Genomic DNA, 16,791 nt, shown 5'->3' with positions numbered 1-16,791 from the left:
TAAGGATAGCCAAGATGACGAGCACCACGGCCCTTTCGGGCCCGTTCCAGGTGACCGTGCAGCCCAGTGGCCGCAGTTTCCAGGTGGAGGCGGACGAGACGGTCCTCGCGGCCGCCATCCGCCAGGGCGTCGGGCTTCCCTACGGCTGCAAGGACGGCGCCTGTGGCTCGTGCAAGTGCCGCAAGCTCGAAGGCAGCGTGACGCACCGCGCGCACCAGAGCAAGGCCCTCAACGCCGAGGAGGAAGCGGCCGGCTACGTGCTGACCTGCAGCGCCACGGCGCAGACCGACCTGGTGCTGGAGTCGCGCCAGGTCACCGACGAGAGCGCCTTCCCGATCCGCAAGATGCCCTCGCGCGTGCAGGGTCTGGAAAAGGTCTCTCACGACGTGATGATCGTGCGCATGCAACTGCCCGCCAACGACGTGATGCGCTATCACGCCGGCCAGTACGTGGAGTTCATCCTGCGCGACGGCGACCGCCGCAGCTACTCCATGGCCAATGCGCCGCATACGATGATGCGCAGCGAGGCCGGTGCGCCCGCGGTGCCGGTGATCGAACTCCACATCCGCCACATGCCCGGCGGCAAGTTCACCGACCATGTGTTCACCGCCATGAAGGAAAAGGAGATCCTCCGCCTGGAGGGGCCCTACGGAAGCTTCTTCCTGCGCGAGGACTCCGACAAGCCCATGATCCTGCTGGCCTCGGGCACGGGCTTCGCGCCGATCAAGGCCGTCATCGAGCACATGCAGTCCAAGGGGATCACGCGGCCCGCCACTCTGTACTGGGGCGGCCGGCGCCCGGCCGACCTGTACCTCCATGAGTGGGTGCGCCAGCGCTGCGCCGAGATGCCGAACCTGCGCTACGTGCCCGTGGTCTCGCACGCCCTGCCGGAGGACAACTGGACCGGCCGCACCGGCTTCGTGCACAAGGCGGTGCTGGAGGACGTCCCGGACCTCTCGGGCCACCAGGTCTACGCCTGCGGTGCGCCGGTGGTGGTGGACTCCGCGCGCAGCGACTACACCGCGCTCGCGCAGCTGCCGCCCGAGGAGTTCTTCGCCGACGCCTTCACCACGGAAGCGGACAAGCACCTAGGCTGAGGAACGAATTCACAGAGGCCGGGGAGCACGACACAATACGCCCCCATGCAACGTCGTACCGCCCTCCTCCTGTCCGCCGCCACCCTGGCCGCGCCCCTGACCACCCTGGCCCAGACCGCCGGCCGGCCGATCCGCATCATCGTTCCCTACGCCCCCGGCGGCCCGATCGACACCACGGCCCGCCTGCTCGCCGAGCGCGTCAAGGACAGCCTGGGCACCGTGATCATCGAGAACCGCCCGGGCGGCGGCGGCAACATCGGCGCCGACGCCATCGCCAAGGCCGCGCCCGACGGCATGACGGTCGGCATCGCCGCCGTCGCCACGCACGCCATCAACCCCTGGCTCTTCTCCAAGATGCCCTACGACGCGGCCAAGGACTTCGCGCCGGTCACGCAGATGGTGCGCGTGCCCAACGTGCTGGTGATGAACGCCGAGACGGCGGACCGCCTCAAGATCAACTCGCTGGCCGACCTGATCGCCTATGCCAAGGCCAACCCCGCGCGCCTGAACTACGGCAGCGGCGGCAACGGCAGCGCCGGGCACCTGGCCGGCGAGATGTTCAAGCGCGACGCCGGCATCTTCGCCGTACACATCCCCTACAACGGTGGCAACCCGGCGCAGCTCGCCCTGCTGGCGGGCCAGGTGGACTTCAACTTCGACAACCTCGCCACGGCCGCCCCCAACATCCGCGCGGGCAAGCTCAAGGCCCTGGCCGTGACCACGCTGCAGCGATCGCCCTACCTGCCGGAGATCCCGCCCATGGCGGACACGCTCAAGGGCTTCGCCATCGACACCTGGTGGGGCCTGGTGGCGCCGGCCGGAACGCCCCGCGACGCCATCCAGCGCCTGAACCAGGCCTTCGTGAGCGCCCTGCAGTCGCAGGAGGTCAAGACCCGCTTCGCCCAGCTCATGGCCGAACCCGTGCCGACCACGCCCGACGCCTTCGGCGCCTTCATGCGCTTCGAGCTGGCCAAGTACGAGAAGGTCGTCAAGGCCTCGGGCGCGAAAGTGGACTGACCCGGCTCGTCCTACAAGGCTGTAGGGCGATTCCGATAGCGGCAAGGTCTGCCGTTCGCTAGATTGGGGGCTCGCATCAACAACACGAAAGACGGTTGTGACGACTGCACTCCCAAGGCTGTCCGATGGCGCTCGTTGCGCCGCCTGCGTCCTGGCCTTGTGCGGTGCGTCGGCGCCGGCACTGGCGCTGGATCCCGATGTGAACGCCGCCACGCTCAAGCCGCCCGGCGCGCACAAGGGCATCGGCCTGTCCCTCGGCGTCTTCAGCGACGGCCTGGCCTGCACGCTCCCGCGCTGCGAGGAGGGGGAGCGGTCGCTGCGCCTCTACAACCGCGCCATGGGCGAGCACTGGGGCGCCGAGGTCGGCCTGCTGGACACCGGCCGCATCGGCTTCGAGGGCGGCAGCGCCCGTGCCCAGGGCATCAGCCTGAGCGTGGTGGGCCGCATGCCGCTGTCCGCATCGCTCAGTGCCTACGGCAAGGTGGGCACCACCTACAGCCACACTTCCAGCATGGGCCTGCCCGGTTCGGGCCTGCAAGGCGGCTCGGCCACCGGCTTCGGCATGTCTTTCGGGGCCGGCTTGAGCTGGCAGTTCTCGCCGCGCCTGTCCGCCGTGGTGGAACTGGACAGCCACGACTTCCGCTTCGCCAATGGCGGCCGCGACCCGGTTCGCGCCGCGAGCCTGGGGCTGCAGTGGCGCTACTGAAATAAAGCTCAGGGAACGGCAAGAGCAGGACCGCCCACGGTGCCGACCGGTGCCGTGGGCGTTTCCTTGTGCGGCGCCGCGCCGCTCACTCGCCCAGGTAGGCCGCGCGCACGCGCGGGTCGGCCAGCATCTCGCGGCCCTCGCCGCTCATGCTGATGAGGCCGGACTCCATCACGTAGCCGCGATCGGCGATCTGCAGGGCGCGGCTGGCGTTCTGCTCCACGAGCAGGATGGTGACGCCCTGCGCGTGCACCTCTCGCACCACCTCGAAGATCTTGTCCACCATGATGGGCGCCAGGCCCATGGAGGGTTCGTCCAGCAGCAGCACCTTCGGGCGGCTCATGAGCGCGCGGCCCATGGCCAGCATCTGCTGCTCGCCGCCCGATAGCGTGCCGGCCAACTGGTCGCGCCGTTCCTTCAGGCGCGGGAAGATGGTGAACACCTTCTCCTCGTCGGCGGCGATGCCGGCCTTGTCGCGCCGGATGTGCGCGCCCATCTGCAGGTTCTCCACGATGGTCATGCGCGTGAACACGCCGCGGCCTTCCGGCACCATGGCCAGGCCCTTCTTCACCAGGTTCCAGGCGCCCTGGCCGCGGATGCTCTCGCCCAGGTAGAAGATTTCGCCCCCGGCCAGCGGCAGCGTGCCGGTGACGGCTTTCATGGTGGTGGTCTTGCCGGCGCCGTTGGAGCCGATCAGCGAGACCAGTTCGCCCTCGCGCACCTCGAAGTCGATGCCCTTGACGGCCTGGATGCCGCCGTAGGCCACTTGCAGGCCCTTGACCTGCAGCAGGATGTCGCTCACTCAATGTCCCCCTGTGCCGAGGTAGGCCTCGATGACGGCCGGGTCACGCTGCACATCCGCCGGCGTGCCCTCGGCGATGATCTTGCCGTAGTCCAGCACCGTGACCCGATCGCACAGGCCCATGACCAGCTTCACGTCGTGCTCGATCAGCAGGATGGTGCGCTGGTCCTTGCGGATGCGGTCGATCAGCTCGCGCAGCTGCACCTTCTCGGTCGCGTTCATGCCGGCGGCCGGTTCGTCCAGCGCGATGAGCTGCGGGTCGGTGGCGAGAGCCCGGGCGATCTCCAGGCGGCGCTGGTCGCCATAGGAGAGCGTGCGCGCCTTGTAGTCGGCGTAGCGGCCGATGCCCACGTAGTCCAGCAGCTCGCGCGCCCGCAGCGCGATGGCGGCCTCTTCCTCCTTGAAGCGGCGGGTGCGCAGGACGGCGCCGATCACGCCGGAGTCCGTCCGCACGTGGCGGCCGACCATCACGTTCTCCAGGGCCGTCATCTCCGCGAAGAGGCGGATGTTCTGGAAGGTGCGCGCGATGCCCGAGCGGGCCACCTCGTGCACGGCGCTGGGCTTGTAGGGCTGGCCGGCGAGCTCGAAGCTGCCGCTGTCGGGCGCGTAGAGTCCCGTGATGACGTTGAAGAAGGTGGTCTTGCCCGCGCCATTGGGGCCGATGAGGCCGTAGATCTGGCCCCGCTCGATGGTCATGCCCACGTCGGAGAGCGCCTGCAGCCCGCCGAAGCGCTTTGAGATGCCGGCCACGCGAAGTACGGTTTGCGTCATGGTCGTGCCCTCAGCGGCTGCCCTGCAGCGACTTGCCGTGCTCGGGCGAGGGCCACAGGCCGCGCGGTCGCATCAGCATGATGACGATCATGGCCAGGGCGATCAGCAGCTGGCGCAGGATGGCCGGGTCCAGCCGCCCGCCGGTCAGCGCCTGCAGGTCGAACACGCCCGAGACCCAGCGCAGCACCTCGGGCAGCGCCGAGAGCAGCACCGCCCCCAGGATGACCCCGGGCAGGTGGCCGATGCCGCCCAGCACCACCATGGCCACGATCATGATGGACTCCATCAGCGCGAAGGACTCGGGCGAGACGAAGCCCTGGAAGGCGGAGAACATGGCGCCGGCCACGCCGCCGAAGGTCGCGCCCATGCCGAAGGCCAGCAGCTTCATGTTGCGGGTGTTGATGCCCATGGCCTTGGCCGCGATCTCGTCCTCGCGGATGGCCATCCAGGCGCGGCCCACGCGCGAGAGCTCCAGGCGGTGGCAGATGATGACGCTGAAGACGACCAGCAGCAGGAAGAGGTAGTAGTAGAGCGTGACCGAGGAGATGCTGAAGTCGCCGATGTCCTGCCGCCGCCCGAGGTTCAGGCCGAAGAGGCTGATGGAGTCGATCTGGCCGATGCCCTTGGGACCGTTCGTGATGTTGACGGGATGGTCCAGGTTGTTCAGGAACACGCGGATGATCTCGCCGAAGCCCAGGGTCACGATGGCGAGGTAGTCGCCCCGAAGGCGCAGTGTGGGCGCCCCGAGCAGCACCCCCAGCAGGCCGGCCAGCAAGGCCCCCAGCGGCACGATCAGCCAGATGGAGGAATGCAGGCCGTCGGGAAACATCTGCGCGAACCAGGCGAAGTTCTCGGCCAGGTGCGGCGAGGCCAGGAGCGCGTACATGTAGGCGCCGATGGCGAAGAAGGCCACGTAGCCCAGGTCCAGCAGGCCGGCATAGCCCACCACGATGTTCAGGCCCAGGGCCAGCAGCACGTAGAGCAGCGCGGTGTCGGCGATGCGCACCCAGAAGTTGCCCATGTACTGCAGCAGGAGCGGCAGCAGCAGGAGCAGCACGCCGCCGATGATCAGCGCGCGCCGGTTGTCCTTGAAGTTCAGCATGTCGGACCTCCGGGCTCAGGCGCGGTCGGCCACGCGCTCGCCCAGCAGGCCGGAGGGCCGCAGGGTGAGGATCACGATCAGCACCACGAAGGCGAAGATGTCGCTGTAGTGGCTGCCCAGCACGCCCCCGGTCAGGGCGCCGATGTAGCCCGAGCCGATGGACTCGATCAGCCCGAGCAGCACGCCGCCGACCACGGCGCCCGGCAGGTTGCCGATGCCGCCGAACACCGCCGCCGTGAAGGCCTTGAGACCCGGCAGGAAGCCCATGGTGTGCTGCACCGTGCCGTAGTTGGAGGCGTACATCACGCCGGCAATCGTGGCGAGCACGGCGCCGATGATGAAGGTGGCGGAGATCACGGTGTCCGGCCGCACGCCCATGAGGGCGGCCACGCGCGGGTTCTCCGCGGTGGCGCGCATGGCCCGACCCAGGCGCGTGTAGCTCACGATGTAGGTGAGCACGGCCAGCGAGATGGCCGTCATGGCGAGGATCAGGATCTGCGTGGTGGTGATGACCGCGCCACCGATCATGATGGGCGAGACCGGCAGCAGCGAGGGATAGGGCTTGTAGTTCGGCTTGAAGATGATCATGGCCAGCGTCTGCAGCAGGATGGACATGCCGATGGCCGTGATCAGCGGTGCCAGGCGCGGGCTGTTGCGAAGCGGCCGATAGGCGACCTTCTCGATGGTGAAGCTCAGGGTGGCCGCAACCACGCAGGAGATGAGCAAGGCGATCAGCAGCAGCAGCCAGCCCGGTGCGCCCGGCATCGCGTCCTGCATGCCGACGATGATCGCCCAGCTGGTGAGCGCGCCCACCATCAGGATCTCGCCGTGCGCGAAGTTGATCAGGTTGATGATGCCGTACACCATGGTGTAGCCCAGGGCCACCAGGGCATACATGCTGCCCAGGACCAGACCGTTGATGATCTGCTGCAGCAGGATGTCCATTCGCGCTTCCTTCGTTGTCGTTCCGGGAGAGCGTCTCGTAAACGCCCTCCGAGCACTAGCAAAAAACCCGCCAGCATGCGGGTTTCGGGGTGCGGGGAATTCTAGCGATGAGCTATGCGCCGGGCCGCGTCACGGGCCCGGGGTTTTCCCTCGGCGATGACGCCGGGGCGACGCGGACCGTTCACGCACCCTGATCGCGGTCGCGGTCGCGAAGCTGCCGGAGCTTCTCCGCGATGCGCAGCTCCAGGCCGCGCTCCACGGGCTCGTAGAAGCGCATGCCCGCCAGGCCCTCGGGCAGGTAGGTCTCGCCGGCCGCGTATCCGCCCTCCTCGTCGTGCGCGTAGCGGTAGCCGCGCCCGTAGTCGAGGTCCTTCATGAGCTGCGTGGGCGCGTTGCGCAGATGCATGGGCACGGGGCGCGTGCCGTCCTTCTTCACGAGGGCTCGCACCTGGTTGTAGGCCTTGTAGACCGCATTGGACTTGGGCGCGACGGCGAGGAAGACCACGCACTCGGCCAGCGCCAGCTCGCCTTCGGGGCTTCCGAGGCGCTCGTACACCTCGGCCGCGTCCAGCGCCAGGCGCAGCGCCCGCGGATCGGCCAGGCCGATGTCCTCGGTGGCCATGCGCACCAGGCGGCGCGCGATGTAGCGCGGATCGGCTCCGCCATCGAGCATGCGCACCAACCAGTACAGCGAGGCATCCGGGTCCGATCCGCGCACGCTCTTGTGCAGCGCGCTGATGGTGTCGTAGAACTGCTCGCCGCCCTTGTCGTAGCGCCGCATGCGCTCGCCCAGCACCTTGAGCAGCCAGGCGTCGGTGATCTGCGCGAGCTGGGCCGAGCCCGCGGCCACGCTCAAGGTCTCCAGCGTATTGAGAAGCCGGCGCGCGTCGCCGTCCGCATAGGCCAGCAGGCGCTGCAGCGCGGCGTCCTCCAGCGCCGGCACCGCACCCAGCGCCTGCGCACGCCCGACGAGCTGCCTGAGGTCGTCTTCCGTGAGCGGCTGCAGCACGTACACGGCCGCACGCGAGAGCAGCGCCGAATTCACCTCGAAGGACGGGTTCTCGGTGGTCGCGCCGATGAAGGTGAAGAGGCCGGATTCGACGTGCGGCAGGAAGGCGTCCTGCTGGCTCTTGTTGAAGCGGTGCACCTCGTCCACGAAGACGATGGTGCGCTGCGCCTGCAGGCCCGAGGCGGCCGCCTGGGCCTGCTCCACGGCCTCGCGGATGTCCTTGACGCCGCCCAGCACGGCGCTGATGGTGATGAACTGCGCGTCGAAGGCATCGGCCATGAGCCGCGCGATGGTGGTCTTGCCCACCCCGGGCGGCCCCCACAGGATGCAGCTGTGCGGCTGGCCGGATTCGAAGGCGATGCGCAGCGGCATGCCATCGCCGAGCAAATGCTGCTGGCCGATGACCTCGGACAAGGCGCGGGGCCGCAGGCGCTCGGCCAGCGGGGGATGGGCCGAGGCGTGTCGGGACGAGGTGCTCACGCGGCGAGTGTAGGCGCTCGCCCCGGTGTCACTGGCGGATCACGTCCGCGCCCGGCGGCGGCGTGAACTGGAAGGTCCGGGCCGCAAGTGGCGGGTTGAGCTCCATGCGCTCGAAGCTGATCACAGAGCGCTGGCCGAAGCTGTCCAGGATCTCCAGCGCCGCGAGCTGGTCGCCGCGGAAGCCGACCCGCACGCGGTCCAGCTGCCCTTCGCGCTGGCGCGGCCGCGCCTCCACCCATTCCAGGCCGCCTTGTGCCGGTGCGGCCTTGAGTTCGAAGTCGCGCTGCAGGGCCTGCAGGTCGGGCGCCGCGGCGATGATCGCGGCCGGCGTGGCGGCCAGCACCTGGTCCTGCTTGCGCGCGGTGACCTGGTTCAGGTCGGGGTCGTGCATCCAGAGCGTCTGGCCGTCTGCCACCAGGGTCTGCGGGAAGGGCTTGGTGTAGTCGAAGCGGAAGCGGCTGGGCCGCTGGAATTCGAAGGTGCCCCGGGAGGTCTTGCTGCGCGCGGCCTCGCCCTGGCGCGGCGGCGAGGTCACGACCTGCGTGAACTCCGCGCGGCCGCTGCGGGCGTCGCGCAGGAAGTTTTCCAGGCTCTTGAGCCCGTCGGCGAAGGCGGGCATGCAAGCCGCCGCCAGAAGCAGCGATGCGAGCACTTTCTTGATGGATGAATGTCGAGGCATGACAGCTTGGGTCCGGAAAGGACCGAGGAGTTCGCGTCGAGGCTACTCGGCCCGGCTGGGCACCAGGATATCGCGCTGCCCTTGGCCGTTCATGGCGCTGACGAGGCCGGCCTTCTCCATGTCCTCCACGAGCCGGGCGGCGCGGTTGTAGCCGATCTTCAGGTGCCGCTGAACCAGGGAAATGCTGGCCTTGCGGTTCTTCAGCACGACTTCCACGGCCTGGTCGTACATGGGGTCCTTCTCGCCGCCGTCGCCGCCATCCAGGCCGGGCCCGCCCTCGTCATCGACGGTGCCGCCTTCGAGCACGCCCTCGATGTAGTTCGGCTCGCCGCCCTGCTCCTTCAGGTAGGCCACCACGCGGTGCACTTCCTCGTCGCTCACGAAGGCGCCGTGCACGCGCACCGGCAGGCCCGTGCCGCTGGCCATGTAGAGCATGTCGCCCATGCCCAGCAGGCTTTCGGCGCCCATCTGGTCGAGGATGGTGCGGCTGTCGATCTTGCTGGACACCTGGAAGGCGATCCGCGTGGGGATGTTGGCCTTGATGAGGCCGGTGATCACGTCCACGCTGGGCCGCTGCGTGGCCAGAATGAGATGGATGCCGGCGGCGCGCGCCTTCTGCGCCAGGCGGGCGATCAGTTCCTCGATCTTCTTGCCCACCACCATCATGAGGTCGGCCAGTTCGTCGATCACCACCACGATGTGCGGCAGGCGCTCCAGCGGCTCGGGGCTGTCAGGCGTGAGGCTGAAGGGGTTGTAGATGAACTGTTCCTTGGCCGCCGCCTCGTCGATCTTCACGTTGTAGCCGGCCAGGTTGCGCACGCCGAGCTTGGACATGAGCTTGTAGCGGCGCTCCATCTCCGCCACGCACCAGTTCAGGCCGTGGGCGGCCTGCTTCATGTCGGTGACCACCGGGGCCAGCAGGTGCGGGATGCCTTCGTAGACCGACATCTCCAGCATCTTGGGGTCGATCATGAGGATGCGAACGTCCCGCGCCTCGGCCTTGTACAAGAGCGAGAGGATCATGGCGTTGATACCCACCGACTTGCCCGAACCGGTGGTGCCGGCCACCAGCACGTGCGGCATCTTGGCCAGGTCGGCCACCACCGGATTGCCCACGATGTCCTTGCCCAGGCCCATGGTGAGCATGGACTTGGCCTCGTGATAGACCTGCGAGCCCAGGATCTCCGACAGGCGGATGGACTGGCGCTTGGCATTGGGCAGTTCCAGCGCCATGTAGTTCTTGCCGGGAATAGTCTCGATCACCCGGATGGACACCAGCGACAGCGAACGCGCCAGGTCCTTGGCCAGGTTCACGATCTGCGAGCCCTTCACGCCCGTGGCCGGCTCGATCTCGTAGCGCGTGATGACCGGCCCGGGCTGCGCCAGCACCACCCGAACCTCCACGCCGAAGTCCTTGAGCTTCTTCTCGATGAGCCGCGAGGTCATCTCCAGCGTGTCGGACGACACCGTCTCCTGCCGGCCCTGCGGTCCGTCCAGCAGGTCCACCTGCGGCAGCTTGCTGTCCGGCAACTCCTGGAACAAGGGCTTCTGCCGCTCCTTGGCGACACGCTCGCTCTTGGGCACGGCGACCACCACGGGCTCGATCAGCACGGGCGTGGGATGCTGCTCGTCGATCTCGATGCGCTCCTCCAGCAAACCCTCTTCGCGCTCGCGCGCGGCGCGCTGGCCGAGGGCCAGGTCCTCCTCGATCTCGCGCCGCTCACGCCGCGAGCTGACGAAGCCGTCGATGCGCGCGCCCAGGGCCTCGGCCACGCGGCCCCAGGAGAAGCGGAAGACCAGGGCCGCGGCGATGACCACCAGCGCGATGAACACCAGGCCCGAGCCGGTGAAGCCCAGCCAGCGAACGGCCGGCGGCCCGACCAGGAAGCCGATCGCACCGCCGGCGTGATCAGGCAGGCTGCCCTCGAAGCGATACAGCCGCGACCATTCCAGCCCGGCACTGGCCACCAGCAGCACCAGCAGCCCGGCCCAGAAGGCCGTGCGCGAGCGCGAGAAACTCGACCGGTCCATGCCGCTGCCATCCGCGCGCATCCAGGTGGCCAGGGCCGACAGCCAGGCCCGCAGGCCCGCGGCCAGGCACCACCAGACGGAATAACCCAGCAGGAAGTAGCTTCCGTCCGCGAACAGGGCGCCGAGCCGGCCGCCCCAGTTGGCGATCGGCGCACCCGCGCCGGAGGTCGAGAAGGCCGGGTCTTGCGCGGAATAGCTCAAAAGCGCGATGAGCCAGAACAGCAGGCCGACGGCGCCCAGCACCAGGCCGAACTCCTGCGTGAAGCGCCGCAGGCCCGACCGGCTGGCCGCCGCGGCGCGGTTCGCAGCGGCAGCGCCGCCACGAAGCGTGGAAAGGGAATAACTCATTCGAAGGACGGCACCCGCCCGACTGGCGCCGGGCACTGGCCGAGATACTAGTCCACAAACGCGCCTGCTCGACCGTCGACCGTGGCGGCCGCGCGACCCCGCTCCAAGGGTTCTTCAGCCAAGGGTGCTCAGGCGGTCCTTGATCAGCATGGAGCCGTCCTCCCGCGTCTCGATGAAGCCGCGGTCCTCCAGGTCCTTCATGACCCGGCTGACCATCTCGCGCGAGGCCCCCACCATCTTGGCGATGTCCTGGCGCGAGATGCGCTCGCGAATGCTCATCAGCCCTTCACGATCGGGCGCCGCGAACTCCAGCAGCGCACGCGCGACGCGGCCGTACACGTCCATGAGGGCCAGCGACTCGATCTTGCGGTCGGCCGCGCGCAGCCGCTGCACCAGGCCCTTCATGATCGCGTAGGCCATGGAACTGTTCTCGGGCAGGCAGCGCGCGAACTCGGCCCGGCCCAGGCACAGCATGTCCGTCTGCACCTCGGCACGCACCGTGGCCGAATGCGCCTCGTTATCGATGAGGCTCATCTCGCCGATGTAGTCACCCGGCTGCAGCGTGGCCAGGATCACCTCGCGGCCGCGCTTGTCCGCGGTGATGACGCGCGCCCGGCCCGTGAGGATGATGAACAGCGTGTTGGATTTGTCGCCCTGCTCGACGATCACCTCGCCGCGCTTGAAGCGGCGCTTGACCACGGCGTCGGCCACGGACTCGGCCTGGGCCGACGTGAGCAGCGCGAACAGCGGAACGCGGCGGATCAGCTCCAGGTTGGACAGCATCGACATCTCATCCCTCCCTGGGCAGGACGAGGAGTGTGCTCTGCCATGGGTTCTTACAATCGCTTCGATTGAAACAGGCGAGCATCGCGTTGCAGTGCGCGGTGGATACTCGCCCGACGTGGCTCGAAATGTACACCGCGCGGAAATAGTGCCGCAGTGGTTTTGCCAACATGAACACTCAACACGCCCAAGTCCTGATCCTCGGCTCCGGCCCGGCCGGCTACACCGCCGCCGTCTATGCCGCCCGCGCCAATCTCAACCCGCTCCTCATCACCGGCATCGCCCAGGGCGGCCAGCTCATGACCACCACGGAGGTGGACAACTGGCCGGCCGACGTGAACGGCGTGCAGGGCCCCGAGCTCATGCAGCGCTTCCAGGAACATGCCGAGCGCTTCAAGACGCAGATCGTGTTCGACCACATCAATGCGGTCGACTTCAGCAAGCGCCCCTTCTCGCTGGTGGGCGACAGCGGCCGCTACACCTGCGACGCACTCATCATCGCCACCGGCGCTTCGGCACGCTACCTCGGCCTGCCCTCGGAGCAGCACTACATGGGCAAGGGCGTGAGCGCCTGCGCCACCTGCGACGGCTTCTTCTATCGCGAGCAGGTCACCTGCGTCATCGGCGGGGGCAACACCGCCGTGGAAGAGGCGCTGTACCTGTCCAACATCGCGAGCAAGGTGTACCTGGTGCACCGGCGCGACAAGTTCCGGGCCGAGCCCATCCTGGTGGACAAGCTCATGGACAAGGTCAAGGCCGGCAAGATCGAGCTCAAGCTGTTCAAGACCCTGGACGAGGTGCTGGGGGACGAGGTGGGGGTCACCGGCGTACGCTTGAAGGACACGCAGACCGGCGAGACCGAGGACCTGAAGCTGCAGGGCTGCTTCATCGCCATCGGCCACTCGCCCAACACCGAGATCTTCCAGGGCCAGCTCGAGATGAAGGACGGCTACATCCTCACGCGCTCGGGCCTGAACGGCTTCGCCACCATGACCAGCGTGCCGGGCGTGTTCGCCGCCGGCGACGTGCAGGACCACGTGTACCGGCAGGCCATCACCAGCGCCGGCACCGGCTGCATGGCGGCCCTGGACGCGCAGCGCTTCCTGGAGCAGGAAGGCGGCTGAGCGGGGCGCCGCGGCGGCCGGGAGCGCTTGCGCCTATAATCGTGGGCTTTGCCGAGTCCGGCTCGCCTTTGGGCCTGCCGCGGCAATACCGCAATGGGTTACCGCCACCCTACTGGCGAGGTGAGGCGCTCACGACAGTGACCGCCGTTTTTACGAAGCTGGAGTGCGTCATGGCACGCGTCTGCGAAGTCACGGGCAAGGGCCCGAAGGTCGGGAACAACGTTTCCCACGCCAACAACAAAACCAAGCGCCGGTTCCTTCCGAACCTGCAATACCGCCGTTTCTGGGTCGAGAGCGAGAACCGCTGGGTGCGCCTGCGCGTCTCCAGCGCCGCACTGCGCCTGATCGACAAGAACGGCATCGACAGCGTGCTGGCGGACCTGCGTGCCCGCGGCCAGGCCTAATCAAGGAGCAGCGACATGGCAAGCAGCAAAGGCGGACGCGAGAAGATCAAGCTCGAATCCACGGCCGGCACCGGCCACTTCTACACCACGAGCAAGAACAAGAAGACCATGCCCGAGAAGATGTCGATCATGAAGTTCGACCCCAAGGCTCGCAAGCATGTGGAGTACAAGGAAATCAAGCTGAAGTGATTCCACGGGCAACCTGGGTTGCCCGACCGGTCACGACAAACGAAGCCCCGCAATGCGGGGCTTTTTTCATGGCGCGCCAGTTCGCGCGGGCAAGAAAAAAGCCCGGCGAACCGGGCTTTTCGGAAAGCGGGTGGCCTCAGGCGTGAGCGGAACGCAGCCCCACGGCGAACTGTTGCAGCCGCGCGATGCCGCTCTCCTCTGCGCGCCGACACCAGGCCGCCAGGTCCGCGGCGAGCTGCTCGCGCGAGACATGCGTGTTCAGCCACATCTGGCGCAGCTCTTCGCGCATGGTGAGCATCTTGTCGAGGACCGGGTGCGCCTCGCGGGCCTGCGCCACCTGGGGCCGGAAGCTGGCCGGCACGCGGTCGGCGTCGCGGTGCACCCAGCGGCGCGCGCCCTTGAGCGTTCCCAGGTCGTGGCCCCGCGCCTTGAGCACGGCAATCTCGTCCTTGCAGGCACGCCGCAGCTCGCGGCCGTACTGGGCCATGACCTCGTAGCGGTGCGCGATCAAGGCTTCCAGGGTCTTTTCGTCCGCCACCGGGCGCACGGCGCCCAGGCGCAGCTTGGGCGGCACCTTCTTGACCTTGGCCCAGCCGATCTTCTGCATCAGGCTGATGTAGACCCAACCGATGTCGAACTCGTACTTCTTCACGGAGAACTTGGCCGCCGTGGGGTAGGTGTGGTGGTTGTTGTGCAGTTCCTCGCCGCCGATCAGCACGCCCCAGGGAACGATGTTGGTGCTGGCGTCCGGCGCCTCGAAGTTGCGATAGCCCCAGTAGTGGCCGATGCCGTTGATCACGCCGGCCGCGGTGATCGGGATCCACAGCATCTGCACGGCCCAGACCGTCAGGCCGATGGCGCCGAAGAGCGCGACGTTCAGGATCAGCATCAGGCCCACGCCCTGCCAGCTGAAGCGCGTGTAGAGGTTGCGCTCGATCCAGTCGTCCGGGGTGCCGTGGCCGAACTTGGCCATCGTTTCCTTGTTCTTGGCCTCCTCGCGGTACAGCTCGGCGCCGCGCCACAGCACGGTCTCGATGCCGCGCGTCTGCGGGCTGTGCGGATCGTCCTCGGTCTCGCACTTGGCGTGGTGCTTGCGGTGGATAGCGACCCATTCCTTGGTGACCATGCCCGTGCCGAGCCACAGCCAGAAGCGGAAGAAGTGCGAGGGGATGCGCCCCAGGTCCATGGCCCGGTGCGCCTGGGTGCGGTGCAGGAAGATGGTGACGCTGGCAATGGTGATGTGCGTGGTCACGAGCGTGTACAGCACGATCTGCCACCAGCTCAGGTCCAGCAGACCATGGGCCAGGAGGTCGATGGCTGCGTTCAGCACAGCCCAGTCAGGAAGAAACATAGTGGAAGGGGAACCCCGAATTGGAACGTTAGAGGTGAGAGCGATTCTAGGGCGCGGGGTTCAAGTCGAGGATGAGAATCAGGGCAAATGACTACAAAAGTCAGCTACGGACCCAGGCGGCGGCGAAGAATCCGTCCGTTTCATGCCGATGCGGCCACAGCCGCAGGTGGTCACCGCTGCACAGCTGCGCCGCGTCCGCGAGCTTGAGGGGCGCCAGCGCCTGCACTGCCGGCAACACCTCGAAGCCAGGCTGCTGAGCCGAAAACGCCTCGGCGATGGCTTCGTTCTCCTCCCGCACCAGGCTGCAGGTGGCATACACCAGCCGCCCGCCGGGCTTGAGCAGGCGTGCGGCGCTGCTGAGGATGGCCATCTGCTTGGCCGTCATTTCCTGCACGGCCTGCGGTGACTGCCGCCACTTGAGGTCCGGATTGCGGCGCAGCGTTCCCAGGCCCGAACACGGTGCGTCGACGATCACCCGGTCGATCTTGCCGGCCAGGCGCTTGATGCGCTCGTCGCGCTCGTGCGCGATGGCCGCGGGGTGGACGTTGGACAGGCCGCTGCGGGCCAGCCGGGGCTTGAGCGCGTCCAGCCGATGCGCGGACACGTCGAAGGCATAGAGCCGGCCGGTATTGCGCATGGCGGCGCCCAGGGCCAGCGTCTTGCCGCCGGCGCCGGCGCAGAAATCGACCACCATCTCGCCGCGCCGGGCGTCCACCATGGCGCACAGCAGCTGAGAGCCTTCGTCCTGCACCTCGATCGCGCCGCGCGTGAACGCGTCCAGCTTCGTGAGGGCCGGCTTATCCGCCAGACGCAGGCCCCAGGGCGACCAGGGCGTGGGCTCGCTCGCAATGCCCGCCTGGGCCAGCTCGCGTGCCACGTCCTCGCGGCGCGCCTGCAGCGTGTTCACCCGCAGGTCCAGCGGCGCGGGCCGGTTGAGGCTCTCGGCCAGGGCCATGAACTCCGCTCCCACCTGTGCCTTCAGGGACGCCACCAGCCACTCGGGCAGGTTGTGGCGGTGCCGCTCCAGGAGATCGGCCGGCACCACCGCGTCGCACTGGTCCAGCCAGCGGCGCTCCGCGTCGCTGAGCGCGCTCTTGAGGAAATCGCGCGGGCCGGCGAAGCCGAGGATGGCCATGCGCCGCTCGCGCGGGCCGGTGCCCGAGGGCGCGAAGTGGTCGTACAGGAGCTTGCGCCGCAGCACCGCGTAGGCCGTCTCGGCCAGGGTGGCGCGCTCGCGCGGGCCCAGGCTGCGGTGCTCGCGGAAATAGCGCGACACCACCGCATCGGCGGGGTGGTCGAGCTTGAGGACCTGGCCGACGAGTTCGGCGCAGGCGTCCAGCAGGGCTTTGGGGTGCATGGATTCGGGTTCTTCAGGCGGACTGCAGCAGGCTTGCGATGGCGCGCGGGTAGATCAGGTGCTCCTGGGTGAGCACGCGCGTGGCCAGGGTCTGCGCCGTATCGCCGGGCAGCACCGGCACCACGGCCTGCTCCAGGATGGGACCGTGGTCGAGCTCGGCGGTCACCTGGTGCACGGTGGCCCCCGCCACCTGGCAGCCCGCGTCCAGCGCCCGCTGGTGCGTGTGCAGGCCGGGAAAGGCCGGCAGCAGCGAGGGGTGGATGTTCAGCAGGCGTCCCGCGTAACGTGCGACGAAGCCGGGCGTGAGGATGCGCATGAAGCCGGCCAGCACCACCAGCGCCGGCCGGTGGCGGTCGATGGCCTCGGCTAGCTCGGCCTCGAAGGCCTCGCGCGAATCGTGGCGCTTGTGGTCCACCACCTCCGCGGCGATGCCCTGCTCGCGCGCGAAGACGAGGCCGCCGGCGTCCGCCCGGTTGCTGATCACGGCAGCCACCCGGGCGCCGAAGCGCTCCTGCCATTGCTCCCTGCGGGCGGCGCGCACGATGGCCGCCATGTTGGAGCCGCCGCCGGAGATCAGGATCACGATGTTCTTCATG

Annotated in this window: 17 protein-coding genes; 6 read left to right on the top strand and 11 right to left on the bottom strand. The window is 68.3% G+C overall.

Annotated features, from left to right (window positions below; all coding sequences use genetic code 11):
* Positions 1–14: 14 nt before the first annotated feature.
* The 3 genes from EZ242_RS08610 (at position 15) to EZ242_RS08600 (ending at position 2,820) form a co-directional block, all read left to right on the top strand.
* Entirely contained in the window at positions 15–1,097 is a 1,083-nt protein-coding gene (locus tag EZ242_RS08610) for a CDP-6-deoxy-delta-3,4-glucoseen reductase (protein ID WP_135284726.1), read from the top strand.
* Between the two features lie 45 nt (positions 1,098–1,142).
* Complete coding sequence (locus EZ242_RS08605; RefSeq protein ID WP_135284725.1) at positions 1,143–2,114, top strand: Bug family tripartite tricarboxylate transporter substrate binding protein; 972 nt, start codon at positions 1,143–1,145, stop codon at positions 2,112–2,114.
* Positions 2,115–2,211: 97 nt separating this feature from the next.
* Positions 2,212–2,820, top strand: a complete 609-nt coding sequence (locus EZ242_RS08600; protein WP_167784696.1) for an outer membrane beta-barrel protein — start codon at positions 2,212–2,214, stop codon at positions 2,818–2,820.
* A gap of 85 nt (positions 2,821–2,905) precedes the next feature.
* Here the strand turns inward: EZ242_RS08600 and EZ242_RS08595 are convergent, their stop codons facing one another.
* From EZ242_RS08595 to EZ242_RS08560, 8 genes are all read right to left on the bottom strand, one after another.
* The gene (locus EZ242_RS08595; protein ID WP_135284723.1) at positions 2,906–3,622 is read right to left on the bottom strand and encodes an ABC transporter ATP-binding protein; all 717 of its coding nucleotides are present in this window, start codon (positions 3,620–3,622) and stop codon (positions 2,906–2,908) included.
* Positions 3,623–4,393 (bottom strand): ABC transporter ATP-binding protein, encoded by a 771-nt coding sequence (locus tag EZ242_RS08590; protein ID WP_135284722.1) that lies wholly within the window; start codon positions 4,391–4,393, stop codon positions 3,623–3,625.
* A 10-nt stretch (positions 4,394–4,403) separates the two neighbouring features.
* Positions 4,404–5,495: an ABC transporter permease subunit gene (locus tag EZ242_RS08585; RefSeq protein ID WP_135284721.1), complete on the bottom strand. Its 1,092-nt coding sequence runs from the start codon at positions 5,493–5,495 to the stop codon at positions 4,404–4,406.
* Positions 5,496–5,510: 15 nt separating this feature from the next.
* Positions 5,511–6,440, bottom strand: coding sequence for a branched-chain amino acid ABC transporter permease (locus EZ242_RS08580; protein WP_135284720.1), 930 nt, complete (start codon positions 6,438–6,440; stop codon positions 5,511–5,513).
* 181 nt (positions 6,441–6,621) lie between these two features.
* A complete protein-coding gene (locus tag EZ242_RS08575) occupies positions 6,622–7,929 on the bottom strand; it encodes a replication-associated recombination protein A (RefSeq protein ID WP_135284719.1) in 1,308 nt (435 codons plus the stop codon).
* A gap of 28 nt (positions 7,930–7,957) precedes the next feature.
* The gene (gene lolA, locus EZ242_RS08570; RefSeq protein ID WP_205960621.1) at positions 7,958–8,608 is read right to left on the bottom strand and encodes an outer membrane lipoprotein periplasmic chaperone LolA; all 651 of its coding nucleotides are present in this window, start codon (positions 8,606–8,608) and stop codon (positions 7,958–7,960) included.
* A 42-nt stretch (positions 8,609–8,650) separates the two neighbouring features.
* Positions 8,651–10,987 carry a DNA translocase FtsK gene (locus EZ242_RS08565; RefSeq protein WP_135284718.1) on the bottom strand — a complete coding sequence of 779 codons (2,337 nt, stop codon included), beginning with the start codon at positions 10,985–10,987 and terminating at the stop codon, positions 8,651–8,653.
* 114 nt (positions 10,988–11,101) lie between these two features.
* The gene (locus EZ242_RS08560; protein WP_135284717.1) at positions 11,102–11,776 is read right to left on the bottom strand and encodes a Crp/Fnr family transcriptional regulator; all 675 of its coding nucleotides are present in this window, start codon (positions 11,774–11,776) and stop codon (positions 11,102–11,104) included.
* A 164-nt stretch (positions 11,777–11,940) separates the two neighbouring features.
* Here EZ242_RS08560 and trxB point away from each other — a divergent pair, with 164 nt between their 5' ends.
* The 3 genes from trxB (at position 11,941) to rpmG (ending at position 13,487) form a co-directional block, all read left to right on the top strand.
* Positions 11,941–12,894: a thioredoxin-disulfide reductase gene (trxB, locus tag EZ242_RS08555; RefSeq protein ID WP_135284716.1), complete on the top strand. Its 954-nt coding sequence runs from the start codon at positions 11,941–11,943 to the stop codon at positions 12,892–12,894.
* Between the two features lie 170 nt (positions 12,895–13,064).
* Entirely contained in the window at positions 13,065–13,298 is a 234-nt protein-coding gene (rpmB, locus tag EZ242_RS08550; RefSeq protein ID WP_135284715.1) for a 50S ribosomal protein L28, read from the top strand.
* Positions 13,299–13,313: 15 nt separating this feature from the next.
* On the top strand, positions 13,314–13,487 hold the full coding sequence (gene rpmG / locus EZ242_RS08545; protein WP_135284714.1) for a 50S ribosomal protein L33: 174 nt from the start codon (positions 13,314–13,316) through the stop codon (positions 13,485–13,487).
* 136 nt (positions 13,488–13,623) lie between these two features.
* Here rpmG and EZ242_RS08540 read toward each other — a convergent pair whose 3' ends face one another.
* The 3 genes from EZ242_RS08540 to purN all read right to left on the bottom strand — a co-directional run bounded on the left by EZ242_RS08540 (position 13,624) and on the right by purN (position 16,790).
* Entirely contained in the window at positions 13,624–14,838 is a 1,215-nt protein-coding gene (locus EZ242_RS08540) for a DesA family fatty acid desaturase (RefSeq protein ID WP_135284713.1), read from the bottom strand.
* A 100-nt stretch (positions 14,839–14,938) separates the two neighbouring features.
* Positions 14,939–16,195 (bottom strand): RsmB/NOP family class I SAM-dependent RNA methyltransferase, encoded by a 1,257-nt coding sequence (locus EZ242_RS08535; protein ID WP_135284712.1) that lies wholly within the window; start codon positions 16,193–16,195, stop codon positions 14,939–14,941.
* A gap of 13 nt (positions 16,196–16,208) precedes the next feature.
* Positions 16,209–16,790: a phosphoribosylglycinamide formyltransferase gene (gene purN, locus EZ242_RS08530; RefSeq protein WP_135284711.1), complete on the bottom strand. Its 582-nt coding sequence runs from the start codon at positions 16,788–16,790 to the stop codon at positions 16,209–16,211.
* Position 16,791 lies beyond the last annotated feature (1 nt).

It is taken from the genome of Ramlibacter rhizophilus (genome assembly GCF_004681965.1).
Lineage (GTDB): Bacteria > Pseudomonadota > Gammaproteobacteria > Burkholderiales > Burkholderiaceae_C > Ramlibacter > Ramlibacter rhizophilus.
This window is presented reverse-complemented; position numbering and strand designations above follow the sequence as displayed.

Bases quoted from the DNA above. Each gene is read 5' to 3' on its own strand.
- rpmB (WP_135284715.1), top strand. From the start codon at position 13,065: ATGGCACGCGTCTGCGAAGTCACGGGCAAGGGCCCGAAGGTCGGGAAC.
- EZ242_RS08535 (WP_135284712.1), bottom strand. From the start codon at position 16,195: ATGCACCCCAAAGCCCTGCTGGACGCCTGCGCCGAACTCGTCGGCCAG.
- trxB (WP_135284716.1), top strand. From the start codon at position 11,941: ATGAACACTCAACACGCCCAAGTCCTGATCCTCGGCTCCGGCCCGGCC.
- EZ242_RS08585 (WP_135284721.1), bottom strand. From the start codon at position 5,495: ATGCTGAACTTCAAGGACAACCGGCGCGCGCTGATCATCGGCGGCGTG.
- EZ242_RS08560 (WP_135284717.1), bottom strand. From the start codon at position 11,776: ATGTCGATGCTGTCCAACCTGGAGCTGATCCGCCGCGTTCCGCTGTTC.
- rpmG (WP_135284714.1), top strand. From the start codon at position 13,314: ATGGCAAGCAGCAAAGGCGGACGCGAGAAGATCAAGCTCGAATCCACG.
- EZ242_RS08605 (WP_135284725.1), top strand. From the start codon at position 1,143: ATGCAACGTCGTACCGCCCTCCTCCTGTCCGCCGCCACCCTGGCCGCG.
- EZ242_RS08540 (WP_135284713.1), bottom strand. From the start codon at position 14,838: ATGTTTCTTCCTGACTGGGCTGTGCTGAACGCAGCCATCGACCTCCTG.
- purN (WP_135284711.1), bottom strand. From the start codon at position 16,790: ATGAAGAACATCGTGATCCTGATCTCCGGCGGCGGCTCCAACATGGCG.
- EZ242_RS08610 (WP_135284726.1), top strand. From the start codon at position 15: ATGACGAGCACCACGGCCCTTTCGGGCCCGTTCCAGGTGACCGTGCAG.
- EZ242_RS08565 (WP_135284718.1), bottom strand. From the start codon at position 10,987: ATGAGTTATTCCCTTTCCACGCTTCGTGGCGGCGCTGCCGCTGCGAAC.
- lolA (WP_205960621.1), bottom strand. From the start codon at position 8,608: ATGCCTCGACATTCATCCATCAAGAAAGTGCTCGCATCGCTGCTTCTG.
- EZ242_RS08590 (WP_135284722.1), bottom strand. From the start codon at position 4,393: ATGACGCAAACCGTACTTCGCGTGGCCGGCATCTCAAAGCGCTTCGGC.
- EZ242_RS08580 (WP_135284720.1), bottom strand. From the start codon at position 6,440: ATGGACATCCTGCTGCAGCAGATCATCAACGGTCTGGTCCTGGGCAGC.